This is a genomic window from Ferdinandcohnia sp. QZ13, from assembly GCF_031324165.1.
Lineage (GTDB): Bacteria > Bacillota > Bacilli > Bacillales > Bacillaceae_L > Ferdinandcohnia.
The window spans coordinates 625,724-642,313 of record NZ_JAVIVW010000001.1 but is presented as its reverse complement, the minus strand read 5'-3'; the positions used below and the strand labels follow the sequence as shown (position 1 = coordinate 642,313).

Genomic DNA, 16,590 nt, shown 5'->3' with positions numbered 1-16,590 from the left:
GTTAAGCCTCCGGCGGATGCCACAGATTTTTTAAAGGAAGTTTTTCGAGCAGTAAGTTCAAAGACTAAGTACGCCACTTCCTGTGGCAACGTCTTTATGACCCACTTCCTGTGGCCCTAAAAATCTGGGCGCAAATACGCCGAGGCGTATTTGATTAAGTATGTAAGGGGGAGAGTAGATGAAGTTTAGAAGTGTTTTTGATATTATTGGTCCGGTTATGATTGGTCCTTCAAGCTCACATACAGCAGGGGCAGCTCGTATCGGGAGGGTTGCTAGAAGCTTGTTTGGTCGTGAACCAAAATGGGCGAACATTTCCTTCTATGGATCATTTGCCGAAACCTATAAAGGTCACGGAACAGATGTTGCAATCATTGGTGGTTTGCTTGATTTTGACACATTCGACGAAAGAATTAAAACCTCATTGGAAATTGCAAAAGAGGCAGGTATTCAGATAAAGTTCGTTGAAGAGGAAGCTATACCAGAACACCCTAATACCGCACGAGTTTCAATCGGTGATGATGAAGGGGAATTGGAGCTTGTTGGTATTTCTATAGGTGGAGGAAAAATTGAAATTACTGAGTTGAACGGGTTTCAGCTTCGTTTATCTGGAAATCATCCTGCTATACTTGTTGTTCACAATGACCGTTATGGTGCAATTGCTGGTGTTGCGAATGTGCTTGCGAAACATGCCATCAATATTGGACATATGGAAGTGGCACGGAAAGAAAAAGGAATGCAAGCTCTTATGACAATTGAAGTGGATCAAAACATCGACGAGCATGTTTTAGATGAACTTTCTACCTTACCCAATATCTTAAAGGTAACTAAAATTGTCGAATAAGCATCATTTATTAAACGTTTACACGTTATTCATGTCTAGCTCCAAGCGCCAACGGCTCACGGGTTTAAGTCAATCGCTTCGGAAGGTAAAATGCACCTTCTGTCAGCGCTCGTCTTATGCTTGTCGCCTAACTGCGCACCTTGCACTTTTCTGACAGGAGGTTTTTATATGTTTCGTAATGTTGCTGAGTTAGTAGAACTTGCTACTACTAAAAATATGAAAATAGCAGATGTGATGATTGAACAAGAGGTTGAAGTAACAGGAAAAACTCGTGAAGAAATCATTGCTCAAATGGAACGTAATTTAGAAGTAATGGAAAAAGCTGTTGAAAGAGGGTTAGCCGGCGTTTCATCCCATTCTGGTTTAACTGGTGGAGATGCGGTTCTCTTACAAGATTATATAAAAAAAGGAAACTTCTTAACTGGTAAAACAGTTTTAGATGCTGTCAGTAAGGCTGTTGCAACAAACGAAGTCAATGCTGCAATGGGAACGATTTGTGCAACACCCACAGCTGGTTCTGCTGGTGTTGTGCCAGGGACTTTATTTGCTGTAAAGGATAAATTGAATCCGACAAAAGAGCAAATGGTTCAGTTTTTATTTACTGCTGGGGCTTTTGGATTTGTTGTTGCAAACAACGCTTCGATTTCAGGTGCTGCAGGTGGATGCCAAGCGGAAGTTGGTTCTGCTGCTGGAATGGCTGCAGCGGCAATCGTTGAAATGGCAGGAGGAACTCCACAACAATCTGCTGAAGCAATGGCAATTACGTTAAAAAACATGCTTGGACTTGTCTGTGACCCAGTTGCTGGGCTTGTCGAAGTGCCTTGTGTAAAGCGTAATGCAATGGGAGCAGCAAATGCGATGGTCGCTGCAGATATGGCATTAGCAGGTGTTACAAGTCGTATCCCATGTGATGAAGTAATCGATGCAATGTATAGAATAGGTCAAACAATGCCGACGGCGTTAAAAGAAACAGCGCGGGGAGGGCTAGCGGCAACCCCAACAGGTCGTGCACTTGAGGCAAAGATCTTTGGGATTTCGCTAAACAAAAGTGAATAGTCATTTACAGCAGCCTGTCACTGAAATTAAAGGAATCGGTGAAGAGACAGGTTTACAGCTTAATGAGATGCACATTTTCACTATTTTTGACCTACTTTTATACTTTCCATATCGATTTGAAGATTATAGTTTGCGAGACCTTGCCGAGGTCAAGCATGAGGAGAAAATTACGATTGAGGGTAAGGTTCATAGTGAACCGCTGTTAACCTATTATAATCGTAAACGATCTCGCTTAACCTTCAGGGTCTTAGTAGGTCGCTATTTAATAACAGCGACCTGTTTCAATCGCCCGTATTATAAAAACAAAATCTCGTTAAACGATACTGTAACGATTACAGGAAAATGGGATCAGCATCGGCAAACCATAACTGTCAGTGAGATTGTTTTTGGTCCGATGATAAAAGATAACCGCATAGAGCCTGTGTATTCAATTAAAGGAAAAATCACGATAAAAGGAATGAAGCGTTTTATTGCGATTGCCCTCGAGCAGTTTGGCGACCAAATTGAGGATAATCTCCCTGAACAATTATTAACGACATATCGGCTTTTACCAAAGAAGGATGCAATTAAAATTATGCATCATCCAACTAGTCATCAGGATTTAAAACAAGCGAGACGTCGTTTTGTGTACGAAGAATTTCTGCTTTTTCAACTGAAAATGCAAGCATTAAGGAAGTTTGAGCGAGAACAAACGGCCGGTTCAGCTATGGAGTTTCAAACCGATAAACTAGAAGATTTTATGAATAGGTTGCCATTCCCATTAACAAATGCCCAAAATCGAGTTGTTACTGAGATTATGAATGACCTGCGCTCCCCGTATCGAATGAATCGATTACTTCAAGGTGATGTTGGTTCAGGAAAAACGGTTGTAGCAGCCATCTCCTTATATGCTGCCATTCTTTCGGGTTATCAGGGAGCATTAATGGTGCCAACGGAAATTTTAGCTGAACAGCATGCCCAGTCACTTGTTGAGCTATTCTCAGATTACGGGTTAAATATTCAACTGTTAACAAGTTCTGTTAAAGGTAAACGAAGAAGAGAAATCCTTGAACAGCTTGAATCAGGTGATATTCATATATTAGTAGGTACACATGCGCTTATCCAGGATGAAGTCAATTTCCATAAGCTTGGGCTCGTCATAACAGATGAACAGCACCGCTTTGGTGTTGAACAACGGAGGATTTTAAGGGAAAAAGGCGAAAATCCCGATGTCCTTTTTATGACTGCAACCCCAATCCCAAGAACACTTGCCATTACAGTATTTGGTGAGATGGATGTTTCGGTAATCGACGAAATGCCAGCAGGACGGAAGAAGATTGAAACGTATTGGGTGAAGCATGAGATGCTTGAGCGGATTTTGGTATTTATTGAAAAAGAGTTAGCTAAAGGTAGACAAGCATATGTCATTTGTCCGCTGATCGAGGAATCTGATAAGTTGGATGTTCAAAATGCGATAGATGTTCATACGATGCTCTCCTTTCATTTTCAAGACAAGGCAAAAGTTGGCTTAATGCATGGTCGATTGGCAGCAGATGAAAAAGAAGATATAATGAGACAATTTAGTGAAAATGAAGTTCAAATTCTCGTATCCACAACAGTAGTTGAGGTAGGTGTGAACGTTCCAAATGCGACATTGATGGTGATTTATGATGCTGAACGTTTCGGTCTTTCGCAGCTACACCAATTGCGGGGACGTGTCGGAAGAGGTAAAGAACAGTCCTATTGTATTCTTCTTGCGGATCCAAAATCTGAGGTTGGGAAAGAAAGAATGCGGATCATGACAGAAACTAATGATGGTTTTGTTCTTTCAGAAAAAGATTTGGAGCTTCGTGGACCTGGGGACTTCTTCGGTCGGAAACAAAGTGGTGTTCCTGAATTTAAGGTAGCAGATATGGTTCATGATTACCGCACATTAGAGGTGGCGCGAAATGATGCGGCGAAATTAATTAATTCGAAGGCGTTTTGGGAGGATTCCTCATACAAACACCTACGGGACGATTTGTTACAATCCGGTATTTTAGATGGAGAAAAATTGGATTAAACCATTTGTTTTTAGGGGTGGATTGTAAGGATATTTTTTCTTGCAATCTGCTTTTTTTAATTATATACTTACTATTAGTACCTAGTCATAAGAGTGCGGACGGTGTATTTTTAATGAGAAGAAATAAAAAAGAACGGCAGCGATTGCTTCAAGAAACGATTGAAATAAATCCTTTTATTACGGATGAAGAGTTAGCTGAAAAATTTAAGGTGAGTGTTCAAACGATTCGTTTGGACCGATTGGAATTATCGATTCCTGAACTTCGTGAACGAATCAAAAATGTAGCTGAGAAAAAACTAGATGATGAAGTGAAAGCTTTGCCAATTGAAGAAGTAATTGGAGAAATTATAGATATTGAACTAGACCAAAGTGCAATTTCAATCTTTGATGTAACAAATGAGCATGTGTTTAAACGAAACCAAATTGCTCGTGGGCACCATCTCTTTGCCCAAGCAAATTCACTGGCGGTAGCTGTAATTAATGATGAACTTGCGCTTACTGCTAAAGCTAACATTCGGTTTACGAGACAGGTAAAAGTAGGGGAACGTGTCGTCGCGAAAGCAAAAGTGAAGGGTGCTCAGGAAAAAGATAGAACAATTGTAGATGTAAATAGCTATGTTGGAAACGAACTTGTATTTTCTGGTGAATTTACAATGTATCGTTCTAATAAACAAGTAAAAACTGATTTATAATAGAGAACAATACGTGTAGCCAACTACCTAATAGCAAACAAAGGAATGATACAAGATGAAACTTGCGATAGATGCAATGGGTGGAGATCATGCCCCAGAAGAAATTGTTAAGGGTACAATGACTGCATTAAAGCATTTTAAAGACCTTGAAGTAACTCTAATTGGTGATGAAGCAAAAATTCGTCAATACATAACTGAAGAAGATAGGATTACAATTATACATACAACCGATGTAATTGAAGGTACGGATGAACCGGTTCGAGCTGTTAGACGGAAAAAGAATGCATCCATGGTGTTAATGGCGAAAGAAGTTAGTGAGGGCCGGGCTGATGCATGTATTTCAGCTGGGAATACGGGCGCTCTCATGACGGCAGGACTTTTTATCGTTGGTAGAATTGAAGGAATTGATCGTCCAGCATTAGCTCCTACACTCCCTACTTTAGATAAAAAAGGTTTTCTTATGTTAGATGTAGGCGCAAATGTTGATGCCAAGCCTGAGCACTTGCTTCAATATGCCATCATGGGATCAATCTACTCGGAAAAGGTTCGAGGAGTGGTGAATCCACGAGTGGGTTTATTAAATGTCGGTACGGAAGATAAAAAAGGAAATGATCTTACCAAACATGCATTTGAATTAATCAAAGCTACAAATCTCAATTTCGTTGGAAATGTAGAGGCCAGAGATTTACTAGACGGAGTAGCAGATGTTGTTGTTACAGATGGATTTACAGGAAATGTAGCTTTAAAAACAATTGAGGGTACTGCTCTTTCTATGTTTAAAATGCTAAAAACAGCTTTTACAAGCAATCTAAAGAGTAAAATAGCGGCAGGACTTTTAATGCCAGAATTAAAGGTATTGAAAAAGACGCTCGATTACTCAGAATATGGTGGGGCAGGACTATTCGGCTTAAATGCACCTGTAATTAAAGCACATGGTTCTTCAGATGCCAATGGTATATTTAGTGCAGTAAGACAAACATACGAGATGGTTGAAAAAGATGTTTCAGGAACAATACGTAAAACACTAGAGGATATCAATCCGAAAGTAGATGAATAGGGGGAATGTAGAATGAGTAAAATTGCATTCGTTTTTCCAGGACAAGGATCTCAAGTTGTAGGAATGGGGAAGGAATTAGCTGATTCTTCAGAAGTCGTTCATGCGATTTTTACAAGAGCTGACAAAGCATTAGATGAGGAGCTGTCTTCTCTGATTTTTAACGGACCACAGGACACACTCACATTAACAGTGAACGCACAGCCGTCTCTATTAACAACAAGTATTGCAATTCTAGAAAAATTCAATGAAGCAGGTATAACACCTCATTATGTTGCCGGTCATAGTCTCGGTGAGTACACGGCTTTGGTCGCTTCTGGTGCATTAAGCTTTGAAGATGCTGTGCGTACGGTTCGTAAACGCGGTGAGTTCATGGAGGAAGCCGTTCCTGCAGGACAAGGAACAATGGCAGCAATTCTTGGAATGGGTAGCGAGGACCTACAAGCGGTAACAGATGAAATTTCTGCAGCAGGTCATCCAGTCCAGCTTGCGAATATCAACTGTCCAGGGCAAATTGTGATTTCAGGGGCTGCCGAAGGTGTGAGGCAGGCTTGTGAATTAGCAAAAGAAAAAGGTGCGAAACGTGCTATTCCACTCGAGGTTAGTGGACCTTTCCATTCTTCATTAATGGAACCAGCAGCTGAAAAGCTACGTTCAGTACTAGATCAAATTGAAATTAATGATGCAGCTGTTCCTGTCGTAGCAAATGTGAATGCTATGGAAATGACATCCGCTGACCAAATTAAAGAAAATCTAGTAAAGCAATTGTATTCTCCAGTATTATGGGAAAATTCAGTTCAATACATGCTTGAACAAGGTGTAGACACTTTTATCGAAATTGGACCTGGTAAGGTTCTCTCTGGATTAATAAAGAAAGTAAATCGCAGAGTTGCAACATATGCAATTAGCGATCTAGAAACACTTGAATCAACCATTCGTGCGTTAAAGGAGGGAAATTAAGATGTTAAGTGGAAAAGTAGCATTGGTAACTGGCGCTTCACGTGGAATCGGCCGTACGATTGTAATTGAACTTGCAAAAGCAGGTGCGAAGGTTGCGGTAAACTATTCCGGAAGTGAGCAAAAAGCGAATGAGGTAGTCGATGAAATTAAAGCATTAGGACAAGAAGCATTTGCGATTCAAGCAAATGTATCTGATGCAGATTCTGTTACTTCTATGGTAAAAGAGGTTATTGCAACATTTGGTAGTCTTGATATTCTAGTTAATAATGCAGGAATTACACGAGATAATTTATTAATGAGAATGAAAGAAGAAGAATGGGACGATGTTATTAACATTAACCTAAAAGGTGTGTTTCTTTGCACAAAAGCTGTTACAAGACAAATGATGAAGCAGCGTTCTGGTAAAATTATCAATATCGCCTCTATCGTAGGGGTTAGTGGTAATCCTGGACAAGCTAATTATGTTGCAGCAAAAGCGGGTGTGATTGGCTTAACAAAGACAGCTGCTAAAGAATTAGCGAGTCGTAATATTAACGTTAACGCTGTTGCACCAGGGTTCATTACGACAGATATGACGGATAAACTTCCTGAAGATGTAAGAAACGAAATGCTTAAATTAATTCCTCTTGCAAGATTCGGTGACACAACCGATATTTCTGGAGCTGTTTTATTCCTAGCATCAGACCAAAGCAACTATATGACAGGTCAGACCCTTCATATTGACGGCGGAATGGTTATGTAATAACAAAAGCGCAAGCGCCTTGTACAGCCCCGACAAGCACAAGACGAGCCGACCAGAAGGTTGTACTTTGACCTTCTTGGCGGAACGACTTGTGACCTCGAGGGGCTAGGCGCTGGAGCTGGACGTAGAAAGACCATTCACCTGGTAGGATATCTGAACATCAGAAGATCAAATCGGCTTTCGTGATAAAACGCGCTTGCGCTTTTCTAGTAAAACCAAATATAATACCTTGAGGGGAGGTGAATGGAAATGGCAGATGTTTTTGAGAGAATTACAAAAATCGTGGTTGACCGCTTAGGTGTTGAAGAATCAGCAGTTACTTTAGAGGCTTCTTTTAAAGATGATCTTGGAGCGGATTCACTAGACGTTGTTGAACTAGTTATGGAACTTGAAGACGAGTTTGACATGGAAATTTCAGACGATGAGGCTGAAAAAATTTCTACAGTTGGTGACGCTGTTAATTACATAAAAAGCCAGCTATAATTCTTAAAATGCAAAAGTCCCGTTATATAACGGGGCTTTCTCCTTGGAGGTTACGTAAGGTGAAGCGGATAAATAAAGACAAAGGCAATAAGTTCACTCCGAAATTTAAAGCTTTTCAGGAGCGACTAGGGATTCATTTTCACAATGAAAGTCTACTTATTCAAGCATTTACACATTCATCTTATGTGAATGAGCATCGAAAAAAGCCGCATGAAGACAATGAACGGCTTGAATTTTTAGGAGATGCTGTTTTAGAGCTAACCATTTCCCAGTTTTTATTTAAAAAATTTCCAATTATGAGCGAAGGTGAATTAACGAAGATGCGGGCAGCCATTGTTTGTGAACCGTCTTTAGTTACATTTGCAAATGAGCTAAAATTTGGGGAACTTGTTTTACTTGGAAAAGGTGAGGAAATGACTGGTGGAAGAGAGCGACCTGCCCTGCTTGCTGATGTGTTTGAAGCATTTATCGGGGCATTATACCTTGATAAAGGCTTAGAGGTAGTAAACCAGTTTTTAGATCAAACAGTGATTCCTAAAATTAATGCGGGTGCTTTTTCTCATGTGATGGATTATAAGAGTCAGCTTCAAGAGCTTGTGCAACGAGATGGTACTGGAATTATCGAATATAAGGTGCTCCAAGAAAAAGGACCAGCCCATAGTCGTGAATTCATTTCTAGGGTATCCCTAAATGGTGAGGAACTTGGAATAGGTACAGGTAGATCGAAAAAAGAAGCTGAACAGCATGCAGCAGAAATTGCTTTGAAAAAGCTGAAAAGCAAACAACAATAAGGTAGTGCACCCCACGATTTCGTGGGGTTATATTTTTGCCATCGGCTGTTTTTCGCAATCTTTGTTGTCTTTTACACAATTGATATTGAGTTAAGCGGAAAGTGGCGACTCCAGTGGAAAAAGCATGAGACTTGAGACCTCACAGGAGCGAACAGTAGAACGTAGCCTAAAAGCGCCACGTCCTGTGGCAACAGCTTCGTGCCCTATATCGTGTAGGCCTTGAGGAGGCTTAAGCAACGCCTGCGGAAAGCGTCCACCTCCAGTGAAATAGCAACAATCTTTTAGAAAAGAGCATTGCCATTAAAGGTTGCTTCAAAAAGTAATCCAATAAAACATTAGTTTGTGTTAAAATATGTAGGACTTGAATTTCGAATTGAGGGGGAAGTTTATGTTCCTCAAACGTTTAGATATAGTAGGATTTAAATCGTTTGCTGAAAGAATTGCGGTAGATTTTGTACCTGGTGTAACGGCTGTCGTTGGACCAAATGGTAGTGGAAAAAGTAATATTACAGACGGAATCCGTTGGGTTCTTGGAGAACAGTCTGCAAAATCATTGCGCGGCTCGAAAATGGAAGATATCATTTTCGCGGGAAGTGACAGCCGGAAAGCATTGAATGTGGCTGAGGTAACATTAACATTGGATAACGAAGACCACTTTTTACCTATCGATTATCATGAAGTGAGTGTGACACGCCGCGTCTATCGGTCTGGTGAAAGTGAATTTTTTATAAATAAACAAGCATGTCGACTAAAAGATATCGTTGATTTATTTATGGATTCCGGACTTGGTCGTGAAGCTTTTTCGATCATCAGTCAGGGGAAAGTAGAAGAAATTTTAAGCAGTAAAGCTGAAGAACGAAGAAGTATATTTGAAGAGGCTGCGGGCGTTTTGAAATATAAAACCCGTAAAAAGAAAGCAGAATATAAGCTTGCTGAAACACAGGAAAATTTAAATCGAGTAAACGACATTATTCATGAGCTTGAATCGCAAATTGAACCATTGCAAATCCAGTCTTCCATTGCAAAAGACTATTTGGAGAAGAAAGAAGAACTGGAAAAAATTGAAGTCGGCTTAACAGTATTTGAAATTGAAGATCTTCACGACAAATGGGAGAAGCTATCTAAGCTTGTTGAAGAGCATAAAAAGCAGGAACTAGCATTAAACACAAAACTCCAAAGCAAGGAAGCGAAAATCGAGGAGCTAAGAACCGGAATTGAGGCGACAGATTCATCGATTCATGAGCTTCAACAGCTTCTTCTACGTACTAGTGAGGAACTAGAAAAATTAGAAGGGCGAAAAGAAGTCTTAAAAGAACGCAAAAAAAATGCGACACAAAATAAAGGTCAGCTTGAAAACTCAATTCTTGAGTTATCACATAGGCTAGAGAGCCTGAACGAGAAAAAACAAACAGAGCAACATGAATTATCAAAGCTTAGTGAAGAAGTAAAAGAGCTTGAACAACAACTAAAAGATAAACAAATTTTACTTGCATCGTATGATCAAAACATCGAAGAAAAAATCGAGAATTTAAAAAGTGATTATTTTGAGTTGTTAAATAAGCAAGCTTCCTATCGTAATGAAATGGGTTATATTAAGGAACAGCTAGCACAGCAAGAAGCGAAAGAAAATCGTTTAAATGAATCAAATCAAAAATATTTAACAGAACGCAAGGAAATCCTCGATGAAAAGGTACGACTGCAAACAAAGCTTTCTGTTATTGAGCAAGAAATTAATCATCAAATTGTTTCATTTAGAGACTTACAGACTAAGCTAGAAAATAATAAGAAAAACTATCAGAAGCAAGAGAGTATGCTTTACCAAGCTTATCAATACCTACAACAAACGAAATCAAGAAAAGAAATGCTAGAAGAAATGCAGGATGATTATTCTGGATTCTTCCAGGGTGTTAAGGAAGTTTTAAAAGCAAGAAACGACCAGCTTGAAGGAATTGAAGGCGCAATTGCTGAACTTATTCATGTTCCAAAAGAATATGAAACCGCCATTGAAATTGCATTAGGTGCAGCAACACAGCATATTGTCGTGGATAACGAAAAAAATGCAAGAACAGCGATCCAGTATTTAAAGAAAAACTCTTTTGGTCGCGCAACATTTTTACCAATGAATGTGATTAAGGAACGTTCGATTTCGGCAACACAGCTTGTTGCTATCAAGGGACATTCTGCTTTTATTGGTGTAGCTTCTGAATTAGTTACCTTTGAAGAAAGATATCACTCCATTATCGCAAATCTGTTAGGAACCATTTTGATTACGACAGATTTAAAAGGTGCGAATGAACTTGCATCCCTTGTAGGACACAGGTATCGAGTGGTTACCCTTGAAGGTGATGTTGTCAATCCGGGTGGTTCGATGACAGGGGGAGCTGTTAAACAGAAATCAAATTCTTTACTCAGCCGTGGTAGGGAGCTTGAGAGCATTACAGAAAAGCTTGCTGATATGGAAGCGAAAACGGCTGATCTTGAAAAAAAAGTCAAGGATAAGAAAAAGCAAATCACAGAACAAGAAGATCTGCTTGAGAAGCTTCGTCAAGCTGGTGAAACATTGCGCTTAAAAGAGCAAACGATTAAAGGTGAATACCGAGAAGTGGCTTTAAAAGAGCAAAATGTGAACGAGCATTTGGAATTGTATGATGATGAAAAGCAACAGTATCAAGTAGATAAGGAAAGAATGACTGGTCGACTAGAAGAGCTGAAATCTGAATTAGCTAGCCTAGAAGAAGAACTTCACTCATTAAATGAGACCATCAATCAGCTTAATTCACAAAAGTCTGACCAACAGACATCACGAGAAACGGTGCAAACAGAAATTACAGATCAAAAGGTTATTTTAGCAAGAAAAAAACAAGCGCTTGAACATCAACAAGAGAAAATGAATCGCGTAGAAGAAGAAATGAATGAAGGACTTGCTAAACTAACTGATTTGAAAGAGGATTTATCGCTTCTTGATAATGAAATGAACTCAAGTAATTCTGGAGAAATAGAACTCGAAGAAGCTGCAAAGCAAAAATCAAATGATAAAAATAATACCATTCAAACGATTAGCAATAAAAGGGATCATCGCCTGAAACTACAAACAACACTTGAAGATCTTGAACGTGAATTGAAGGAATCAAGACGTCAACATAAGCAACTTGTAGATATTTTACAGGATGAAGAAGTGAAGGTGAACCGCTTGGATGTTGAATTGGAAAATTGTTTAACCCATCTGCGCGAGGAATATTTATTAACCTACGAAGCTGCAAAAGAACAATTTCCACTTCAAATTGAAGTTTCTGAAGCTAGAAAGAAGGTAAAGCTAATAAAGCTTGCAATTGAAGAACTTGGTACAGTAAACCTTGGCGCAATTGACGAGTATGACAGAGTTTCTGAGCGTTATACTTTCTTAACTGAACAGCAAAATGACTTGCAGGAAGCAAAGGATACATTGTTCCAGGTTATAGACGAAATGGATGACGAAATGAAAAAGAGATTTGAATCTACTTTTACAAGTATTCGATCGCATTTTGAAACTGTCTTTCAAGCACTTTTTGGTGGTGGACGAGCCGACCTTCGACTAACAGACCCCGATGATCTTTTAAATACAGGGGTTGAAATTGTCGCTCAACCACCAGGGAAAAAATTGCAAAACCTAGGTCTTTTATCGGGTGGAGAAAGGGCATTGACGGCAATTGCGTTATTATTTTCAATCCTTAAAGTTCGTCCTGTCCCATTCTGTGTACTGGATGAGGTTGAAGCAGCGCTTGATGAAGCAAATGTCTTCCGATTTGCACAATATTTAAAGAAATTTAGCAATGAAACTCAATTTATTGTGATCACCCATCGAAAGGGTACGATGGAAGAAGCAGATGTATTATATGGTGTGACCATGCAAGAATCAGGCGTATCCAAACTTGTTTCAGTTCGTCTTGAAGAATCGAAAGAATTAGTTACCCAAAACTAGATTGAAAGGGGATTTACATGAGTTTTTTTAAGAAATTAAAAGAAAAGATTACAAATCAAACTGATGCGGTTACTGAAAAATTTAGGGATGGCTTATCCAAAACTCGTAATTCCTTTTCCGAACGAGTGAATGATTTAGTTGCCCGTTATCGTAAAGTTGATGAGGACTTTTTCGAAGAACTTGAAGAAATTTTAATTGCTGCAGACGTCGGTGTTTCAACTGTTATGGAACTAATCGATGAATTGAAAATGGAAGTAAAGAAAAGAAACATTCAGGATACAAAAGAGGTTCAAGGTGTTATTTCAGAAAAACTCGTCGAAATTTATCAAGGCGGTGAAGAAAAATCACCGAAGCTTAATATTCAGGATGAAGGACTCACAGTCATTTTAGTAGTCGGTGTAAATGGTGTTGGTAAAACAACATCTATAGGAAAAATTGCAAATCGCTTGAAAAATGAAGGGAAATCAGTCCTATTAGCAGCAGGTGATACATTCCGTGCCGGTGCGATTCAGCAACTTGAAGTTTGGGGCGATCGAGTGGGTGTAGATGTGATCAAACAATCAGAAGGCTCAGATCCCGCAGCGGTTATGTATGATGCAGTTCAAGCGGCAAAATCTCGTAATGTAGATGTGTTAATCTGTGATACAGCAGGACGTCTTCAAAACAAAGTGAACCTAATGAAAGAGCTTGAAAAGGTAAAACGAGTAATCGAACGTGAATTACCAGGTGCTCCCCATGAAGTATTGCTTGTTCTCGATGCGACAACTGGACAAAACGCTTTAACACAGGCGAAAACATTCTCTGCTGCTACAAATGTAACAGGTATTGTGTTAACTAAGTTAGACGGAACAGCTAAGGGCGGTATTGTCCTTGCGATTCGAAATGAACTCAACATTCCTGTTAAACTTGTTGGATTAGGAGAAAAAGTTGACGACCTCCAAGAATTCGATGCTCAAAACTACGTATATGGTCTATTTGCAGATTTGGTCGAAAAAACAGAAGAATAAAACATCTAAAAGAGAGCCTGTCGCCCAGGCTCTCTTTTAAGTAAAGTAAATTAACTTGACAACGCGTTGTAAAGTAGGTAAACTAGTTAATTGTAAAGGTATTTCACTTAACAAGGGGGAGATACTATGATTGAAAAAACAATGAGAATGAACTATCTCTTCGATTTCTATCAATCGTTGTTGACACCAAAGCAACGAAACTATATGTCTTTATATTATTTAGATGACTTTTCCCTTGGTGAAATAGCAGAGGAATATGAGATTAGTCGTCAAGCGGTCTATGACAATATCAAGCGTACAGAGACAATGCTTGAAGAGTATGAAGAAAAACTGTTACTATTTCAGAAATTTCAAGAGCGCAGAAAACTGTTTACTGAGCTAAAACGACTTTCACAAAAATATGATGATAGCGTAGAGTTTCAAAATGTGATACAGTTGCTTGAGAAATTAGAATAGGAGGCGGCAAGAATGGCATTTGAAGGATTAGCCGACCGACTGCAAGGAACACTTCAGAAAATTCGCGGTAAAGGAAAAGTATCAGAATCCGATGTAAAAGAAATGATGCGTGAGGTTCGTCTTGCCCTACTTGAAGCAGACGTTAACTTCAAAGTTGTCAAGGATTTTGTAAAGCGTGTAAGCGAAAGAGCTGTTGGACAAGAAGTAATGAAAAGTTTAACTCCGGGACAGCAAGTTATCAAAGTCGTTCAGGAGGAACTTACTGCATTAATGGGTGGCGAGCAAAGTAAAATTGCGGTTGCCAAAAGACCGCCAACTGTTATTATGATGGTTGGTTTACAAGGTGCAGGTAAAACAACCACTACTGGCAAGCTTGCAAATCTATTACGAAAAAAACATAACCGTAAACCACTTCTTGTAGCCGCAGACATCTATCGTCCAGCTGCGATTGATCAATTGCAAACTTTAGGAAAACAACTTAATATGCCGGTCTTTTCTCTTGGTGACAAAGTTAGTCCTGTTGAAATTGCAAAGCAGGCAATTGAAAAAGCAAAAGAAGATCATCATGACTATGTATTAATCGATACAGCCGGTCGCTTGCACATCGATGAAGAACTGATGGACGAGCTCAAGCAAGTCAAAGAAGTGGCTAAGCCTGATGAGATTTTCCTTGTTGTGGATGCAATGACGGGACAGGATGCAGTCAATGTGGCACAAAGCTTTAATGATTTATTAGGCTTAACTGGCGTTGTTTTAACAAAGCTTGATGGAGATACCCGTGGTGGTGCAGCATTATCTGTTAAGGCTGTTACAAATACACCAATTAAATTTGTGGGACTTGGTGAAAAGCTAGATGCGCTAGAAGCATTCCATCCAGAACGTATGGCTTCACGTATTTTAGGGATGGGGGATGTTCTTTCACTCATCGAAAAAGCCCAAGCTTCTGTTGATGAGGATAAAGCAAAAGAGCTAGAACAGAAATTTAAGTCAATGTCTTTCACACTTGATGATTTCCTCGAACAGTTAGCACAGGTGCGTAAAATGGGTCCTCTTGATGAGATCCTAGGTATGCTACCAGGCGCTAACAAAATGAAGGGTCTTAAGAATGTTCAGGTTGATGATAAACAAATTGGCCATGTTGAAGCAATCATTCGTTCCATGACAAAAGTTGAAAGAGAACAACCTGAAATTATCAATTCAAGTCGTAAAAAGCGAATTGCAAAAGGTAGCGGTCGAACTGTTCAAGAGGTCAACCGTCTATTAAAACAATTTGAAGACATGAAAAAGATGATGAAGCAAATGACAAACATGTCAAAAGGAAAGAAAAAAGGATTTAAGTTTCCTTTTATGTAAAATGAAAACTCAAGGAAAGCCATGCTTTTACTTGAATAAATGTAGTAATAATAACCATTTCACAGATGTAAAGAAAAAACACTTTACAAACAGATGTGGAACAGTTAATATTATATCTTGTTGAAATATTTTCGGAGGTGCTATTTAAAATGGCAGTAAAAATTCGTTTAAAACGTATCGGAGCAAAAAAATCTCCTTTCTATCGTATCGTTGTAGCTGATTCTCGTTCACCACGTGATGGACGTCAAATCGAAACAGTTGGAACTTATAATCCAGTTGTTCAACCTGCAGAGGTTAAAATTGATGAAGAATTAGCATTAAAATGGTTACAAAATGGTGCAAAACCATCTGATACTGTCCGTAACTTGTTCTCAAAACAAGGTATTATGGAAAAATTCCATAACGCAAAAAACGGTAAGTAATGGGTAACTCACAGATGAAAGAGTTGATTGAAACAATTGTACAGCCGCTTGTTGATCATCCTGATGACGTCGAAGTCACTGAGACTTCTGACAACCGTAATATCACCTATTTGCTAAGTGTAAATAAAGACGATATGGGTAAAGTAATCGGGAAACAAGGCCGTGTCATTAAGGCGATTAGAACTGTTGTCTATGCAGCAGGAACAGGCCATAATAAACGAATTCATCTAGAAATTAACGAATGATATGAGGAAAAGGGAGAGGGTAACCTCCCCTTTTTTTCTGTATAAATGATCAACACCTTTTGCAAAGTCCTATGAATTATATGGTGAGGGTTGTGTGGTGTGTGAAAATCATCCAGACAGTTGAAGTCAAACAAATTTTAACAGAAAATAGTAAAGCAAAGCTCATTGGTTCTTTACAAACAAACAAAGACCAGCTTCTCAAAGAGTGTGACCAGCTTAAATTTGAACAAAAAAAGATGGAAAAACAGAAGAAATTCGATACGGCTAAAATCAAACGATATTTTACCAATGAAATTGACCTCAGACAGGAAAAAATCAAACATCTCGAGTTTCAAATCGAACAAATACATATGCTACCATTAGGTAGTGAAATAAAAGAAAAGGAAGTCCAATCCCTTATTGACATAAATGTAGGAGACAACTGGGACGAAGTAACATCTGCACGAACAATCGTAATCAAAGAAGGTATAGTTGAAGAAATTCGTTAGG

16 protein-coding genes are annotated in these 16,590 nt (G+C 39.1%); all 16 read left to right on the top strand.

All coding sequences use genetic code 11. The features are described 5' to 3' along the window. Positions 1-178 precede the first annotated feature (178 nt). Positions 179-841: an L-serine ammonia-lyase, iron-sulfur-dependent subunit beta gene (sdaAB, locus tag RGU12_RS03115; RefSeq protein ID WP_309534761.1), complete on the top strand. Its 663-nt coding sequence runs from the start codon at positions 179-181 to the stop codon at positions 839-841. Between the two features lie 168 nt (positions 842-1,009). After that, on the top strand, positions 1,010-1,897 hold the full coding sequence (sdaAA, locus tag RGU12_RS03110; RefSeq protein ID WP_116350618.1) for an L-serine ammonia-lyase, iron-sulfur-dependent, subunit alpha: 888 nt from the start codon (positions 1,010-1,012) through the stop codon (positions 1,895-1,897). Continuing rightward, positions 1,890-3,938 carry an ATP-dependent DNA helicase RecG gene (gene recG / locus RGU12_RS03105; protein ID WP_309534760.1) on the top strand — a complete coding sequence of 683 codons (2,049 nt, stop codon included), beginning with the start codon at positions 1,890-1,892 and terminating at the stop codon, positions 3,936-3,938. The genes sdaAA and recG overlap by 8 nt, the downstream gene beginning before the upstream one ends. 113 nt (positions 3,939-4,051) lie before the next feature. Further along, positions 4,052-4,630, top strand: a complete 579-nt coding sequence (fapR, locus tag RGU12_RS03100; protein ID WP_309534759.1) for a transcription factor FapR — start codon at positions 4,052-4,054, stop codon at positions 4,628-4,630. A 55-nt stretch (positions 4,631-4,685) separates the two neighbouring features. Continuing rightward, on the top strand, positions 4,686-5,687 hold the full coding sequence (gene plsX, locus RGU12_RS03095) for a phosphate acyltransferase PlsX (protein WP_116350615.1): 1,002 nt from the start codon (positions 4,686-4,688) through the stop codon (positions 5,685-5,687). A 12-nt stretch (positions 5,688-5,699) separates the two neighbouring features. Continuing rightward, positions 5,700-6,644 (top strand): ACP S-malonyltransferase, encoded by a 945-nt coding sequence (gene fabD / locus RGU12_RS03090; protein ID WP_309534758.1) that lies wholly within the window; start codon positions 5,700-5,702, stop codon positions 6,642-6,644. 1 nt (position 6,645) lies between these two features. Beyond that, entirely contained in the window at positions 6,646-7,386 is a 741-nt protein-coding gene (gene fabG, locus RGU12_RS03085; RefSeq protein WP_309534757.1) for a 3-oxoacyl-[acyl-carrier-protein] reductase, read from the top strand. A 249-nt stretch (positions 7,387-7,635) separates the two neighbouring features. Beyond that, positions 7,636-7,869 carry an acyl carrier protein gene (locus tag RGU12_RS03080; protein ID WP_010282514.1) on the top strand — a complete coding sequence of 78 codons (234 nt, stop codon included), beginning with the start codon at positions 7,636-7,638 and terminating at the stop codon, positions 7,867-7,869. A 59-nt stretch (positions 7,870-7,928) separates the two neighbouring features. Continuing rightward, positions 7,929-8,660 carry a ribonuclease III gene (gene rnc / locus RGU12_RS03075; protein ID WP_309534756.1) on the top strand — a complete coding sequence of 244 codons (732 nt, stop codon included), beginning with the start codon at positions 7,929-7,931 and terminating at the stop codon, positions 8,658-8,660. Positions 8,661-9,048: 388 nt separating this feature from the next. After that, positions 9,049-12,618 (top strand): chromosome segregation protein SMC, encoded by a 3,570-nt coding sequence (smc, locus tag RGU12_RS03070; RefSeq protein ID WP_309534755.1) that lies wholly within the window; start codon positions 9,049-9,051, stop codon positions 12,616-12,618. 17 nt (positions 12,619-12,635) lie between these two features. Further along, on the top strand, positions 12,636-13,625 hold the full coding sequence (gene ftsY, locus RGU12_RS03065; protein ID WP_309534754.1) for a signal recognition particle-docking protein FtsY: 990 nt from the start codon (positions 12,636-12,638) through the stop codon (positions 13,623-13,625). Between the two features lie 126 nt (positions 13,626-13,751). Beyond that, positions 13,752-14,081 (top strand): putative DNA-binding protein, encoded by a 330-nt coding sequence (locus RGU12_RS03060; protein ID WP_309534753.1) that lies wholly within the window; start codon positions 13,752-13,754, stop codon positions 14,079-14,081. A gap of 12 nt (positions 14,082-14,093) precedes the next feature. After that, the gene (gene ffh, locus RGU12_RS03055; RefSeq protein ID WP_309534752.1) at positions 14,094-15,434 is read left to right on the top strand and encodes a signal recognition particle protein; all 1,341 of its coding nucleotides are present in this window, start codon (positions 14,094-14,096) and stop codon (positions 15,432-15,434) included. 149 nt (positions 15,435-15,583) lie between these two features. Then, positions 15,584-15,856: a 30S ribosomal protein S16 gene (rpsP, locus tag RGU12_RS03050; protein WP_309534751.1), complete on the top strand. Its 273-nt coding sequence runs from the start codon at positions 15,584-15,586 to the stop codon at positions 15,854-15,856. Positions 15,857-15,870: 14 nt separating this feature from the next. Further along, complete coding sequence (locus RGU12_RS03045; protein ID WP_309534750.1) at positions 15,871-16,101, top strand: KH domain-containing protein; 231 nt, start codon at positions 15,871-15,873, stop codon at positions 16,099-16,101. 101 nt (positions 16,102-16,202) lie between these two features. Next, entirely contained in the window at positions 16,203-16,589 is a 387-nt protein-coding gene (locus tag RGU12_RS03040; RefSeq protein WP_309534749.1) for a YlqD family protein, read from the top strand. The last annotated feature ends 1 nt before the right edge of the window (position 16,590 follow it).

Coding starts and splice junctions, on each gene's coding strand:
- sdaAB (WP_309534761.1), top strand. CDS start 179: ATGAAGTTTAGAAGTGTTTTTGATATTATTGGTCCGGTTATGATTGGT.
- sdaAA (WP_116350618.1), top strand. CDS start 1,010: ATGTTTCGTAATGTTGCTGAGTTAGTAGAACTTGCTACTACTAAAAAT.
- fapR (WP_309534759.1), top strand. CDS start 4,052: ATGAGAAGAAATAAAAAAGAACGGCAGCGATTGCTTCAAGAAACGATT.
- plsX (WP_116350615.1), top strand. CDS start 4,686: ATGAAACTTGCGATAGATGCAATGGGTGGAGATCATGCCCCAGAAGAA.
- fabD (WP_309534758.1), top strand. CDS start 5,700: ATGAGTAAAATTGCATTCGTTTTTCCAGGACAAGGATCTCAAGTTGTA.
- fabG (WP_309534757.1), top strand. CDS start 6,646: ATGTTAAGTGGAAAAGTAGCATTGGTAACTGGCGCTTCACGTGGAATC.
- RGU12_RS03080 (WP_010282514.1), top strand. CDS start 7,636: ATGGCAGATGTTTTTGAGAGAATTACAAAAATCGTGGTTGACCGCTTA.
- smc (WP_309534755.1), top strand. CDS start 9,049: ATGTTCCTCAAACGTTTAGATATAGTAGGATTTAAATCGTTTGCTGAA.
- ftsY (WP_309534754.1), top strand. CDS start 12,636: ATGAGTTTTTTTAAGAAATTAAAAGAAAAGATTACAAATCAAACTGAT.
- RGU12_RS03060 (WP_309534753.1), top strand. CDS start 13,752: ATGATTGAAAAAACAATGAGAATGAACTATCTCTTCGATTTCTATCAA.
- ffh (WP_309534752.1), top strand. CDS start 14,094: ATGGCATTTGAAGGATTAGCCGACCGACTGCAAGGAACACTTCAGAAA.
- rpsP (WP_309534751.1), top strand. CDS start 15,584: ATGGCAGTAAAAATTCGTTTAAAACGTATCGGAGCAAAAAAATCTCCT.
- RGU12_RS03045 (WP_309534750.1), top strand. CDS start 15,871: ATGAAAGAGTTGATTGAAACAATTGTACAGCCGCTTGTTGATCATCCT.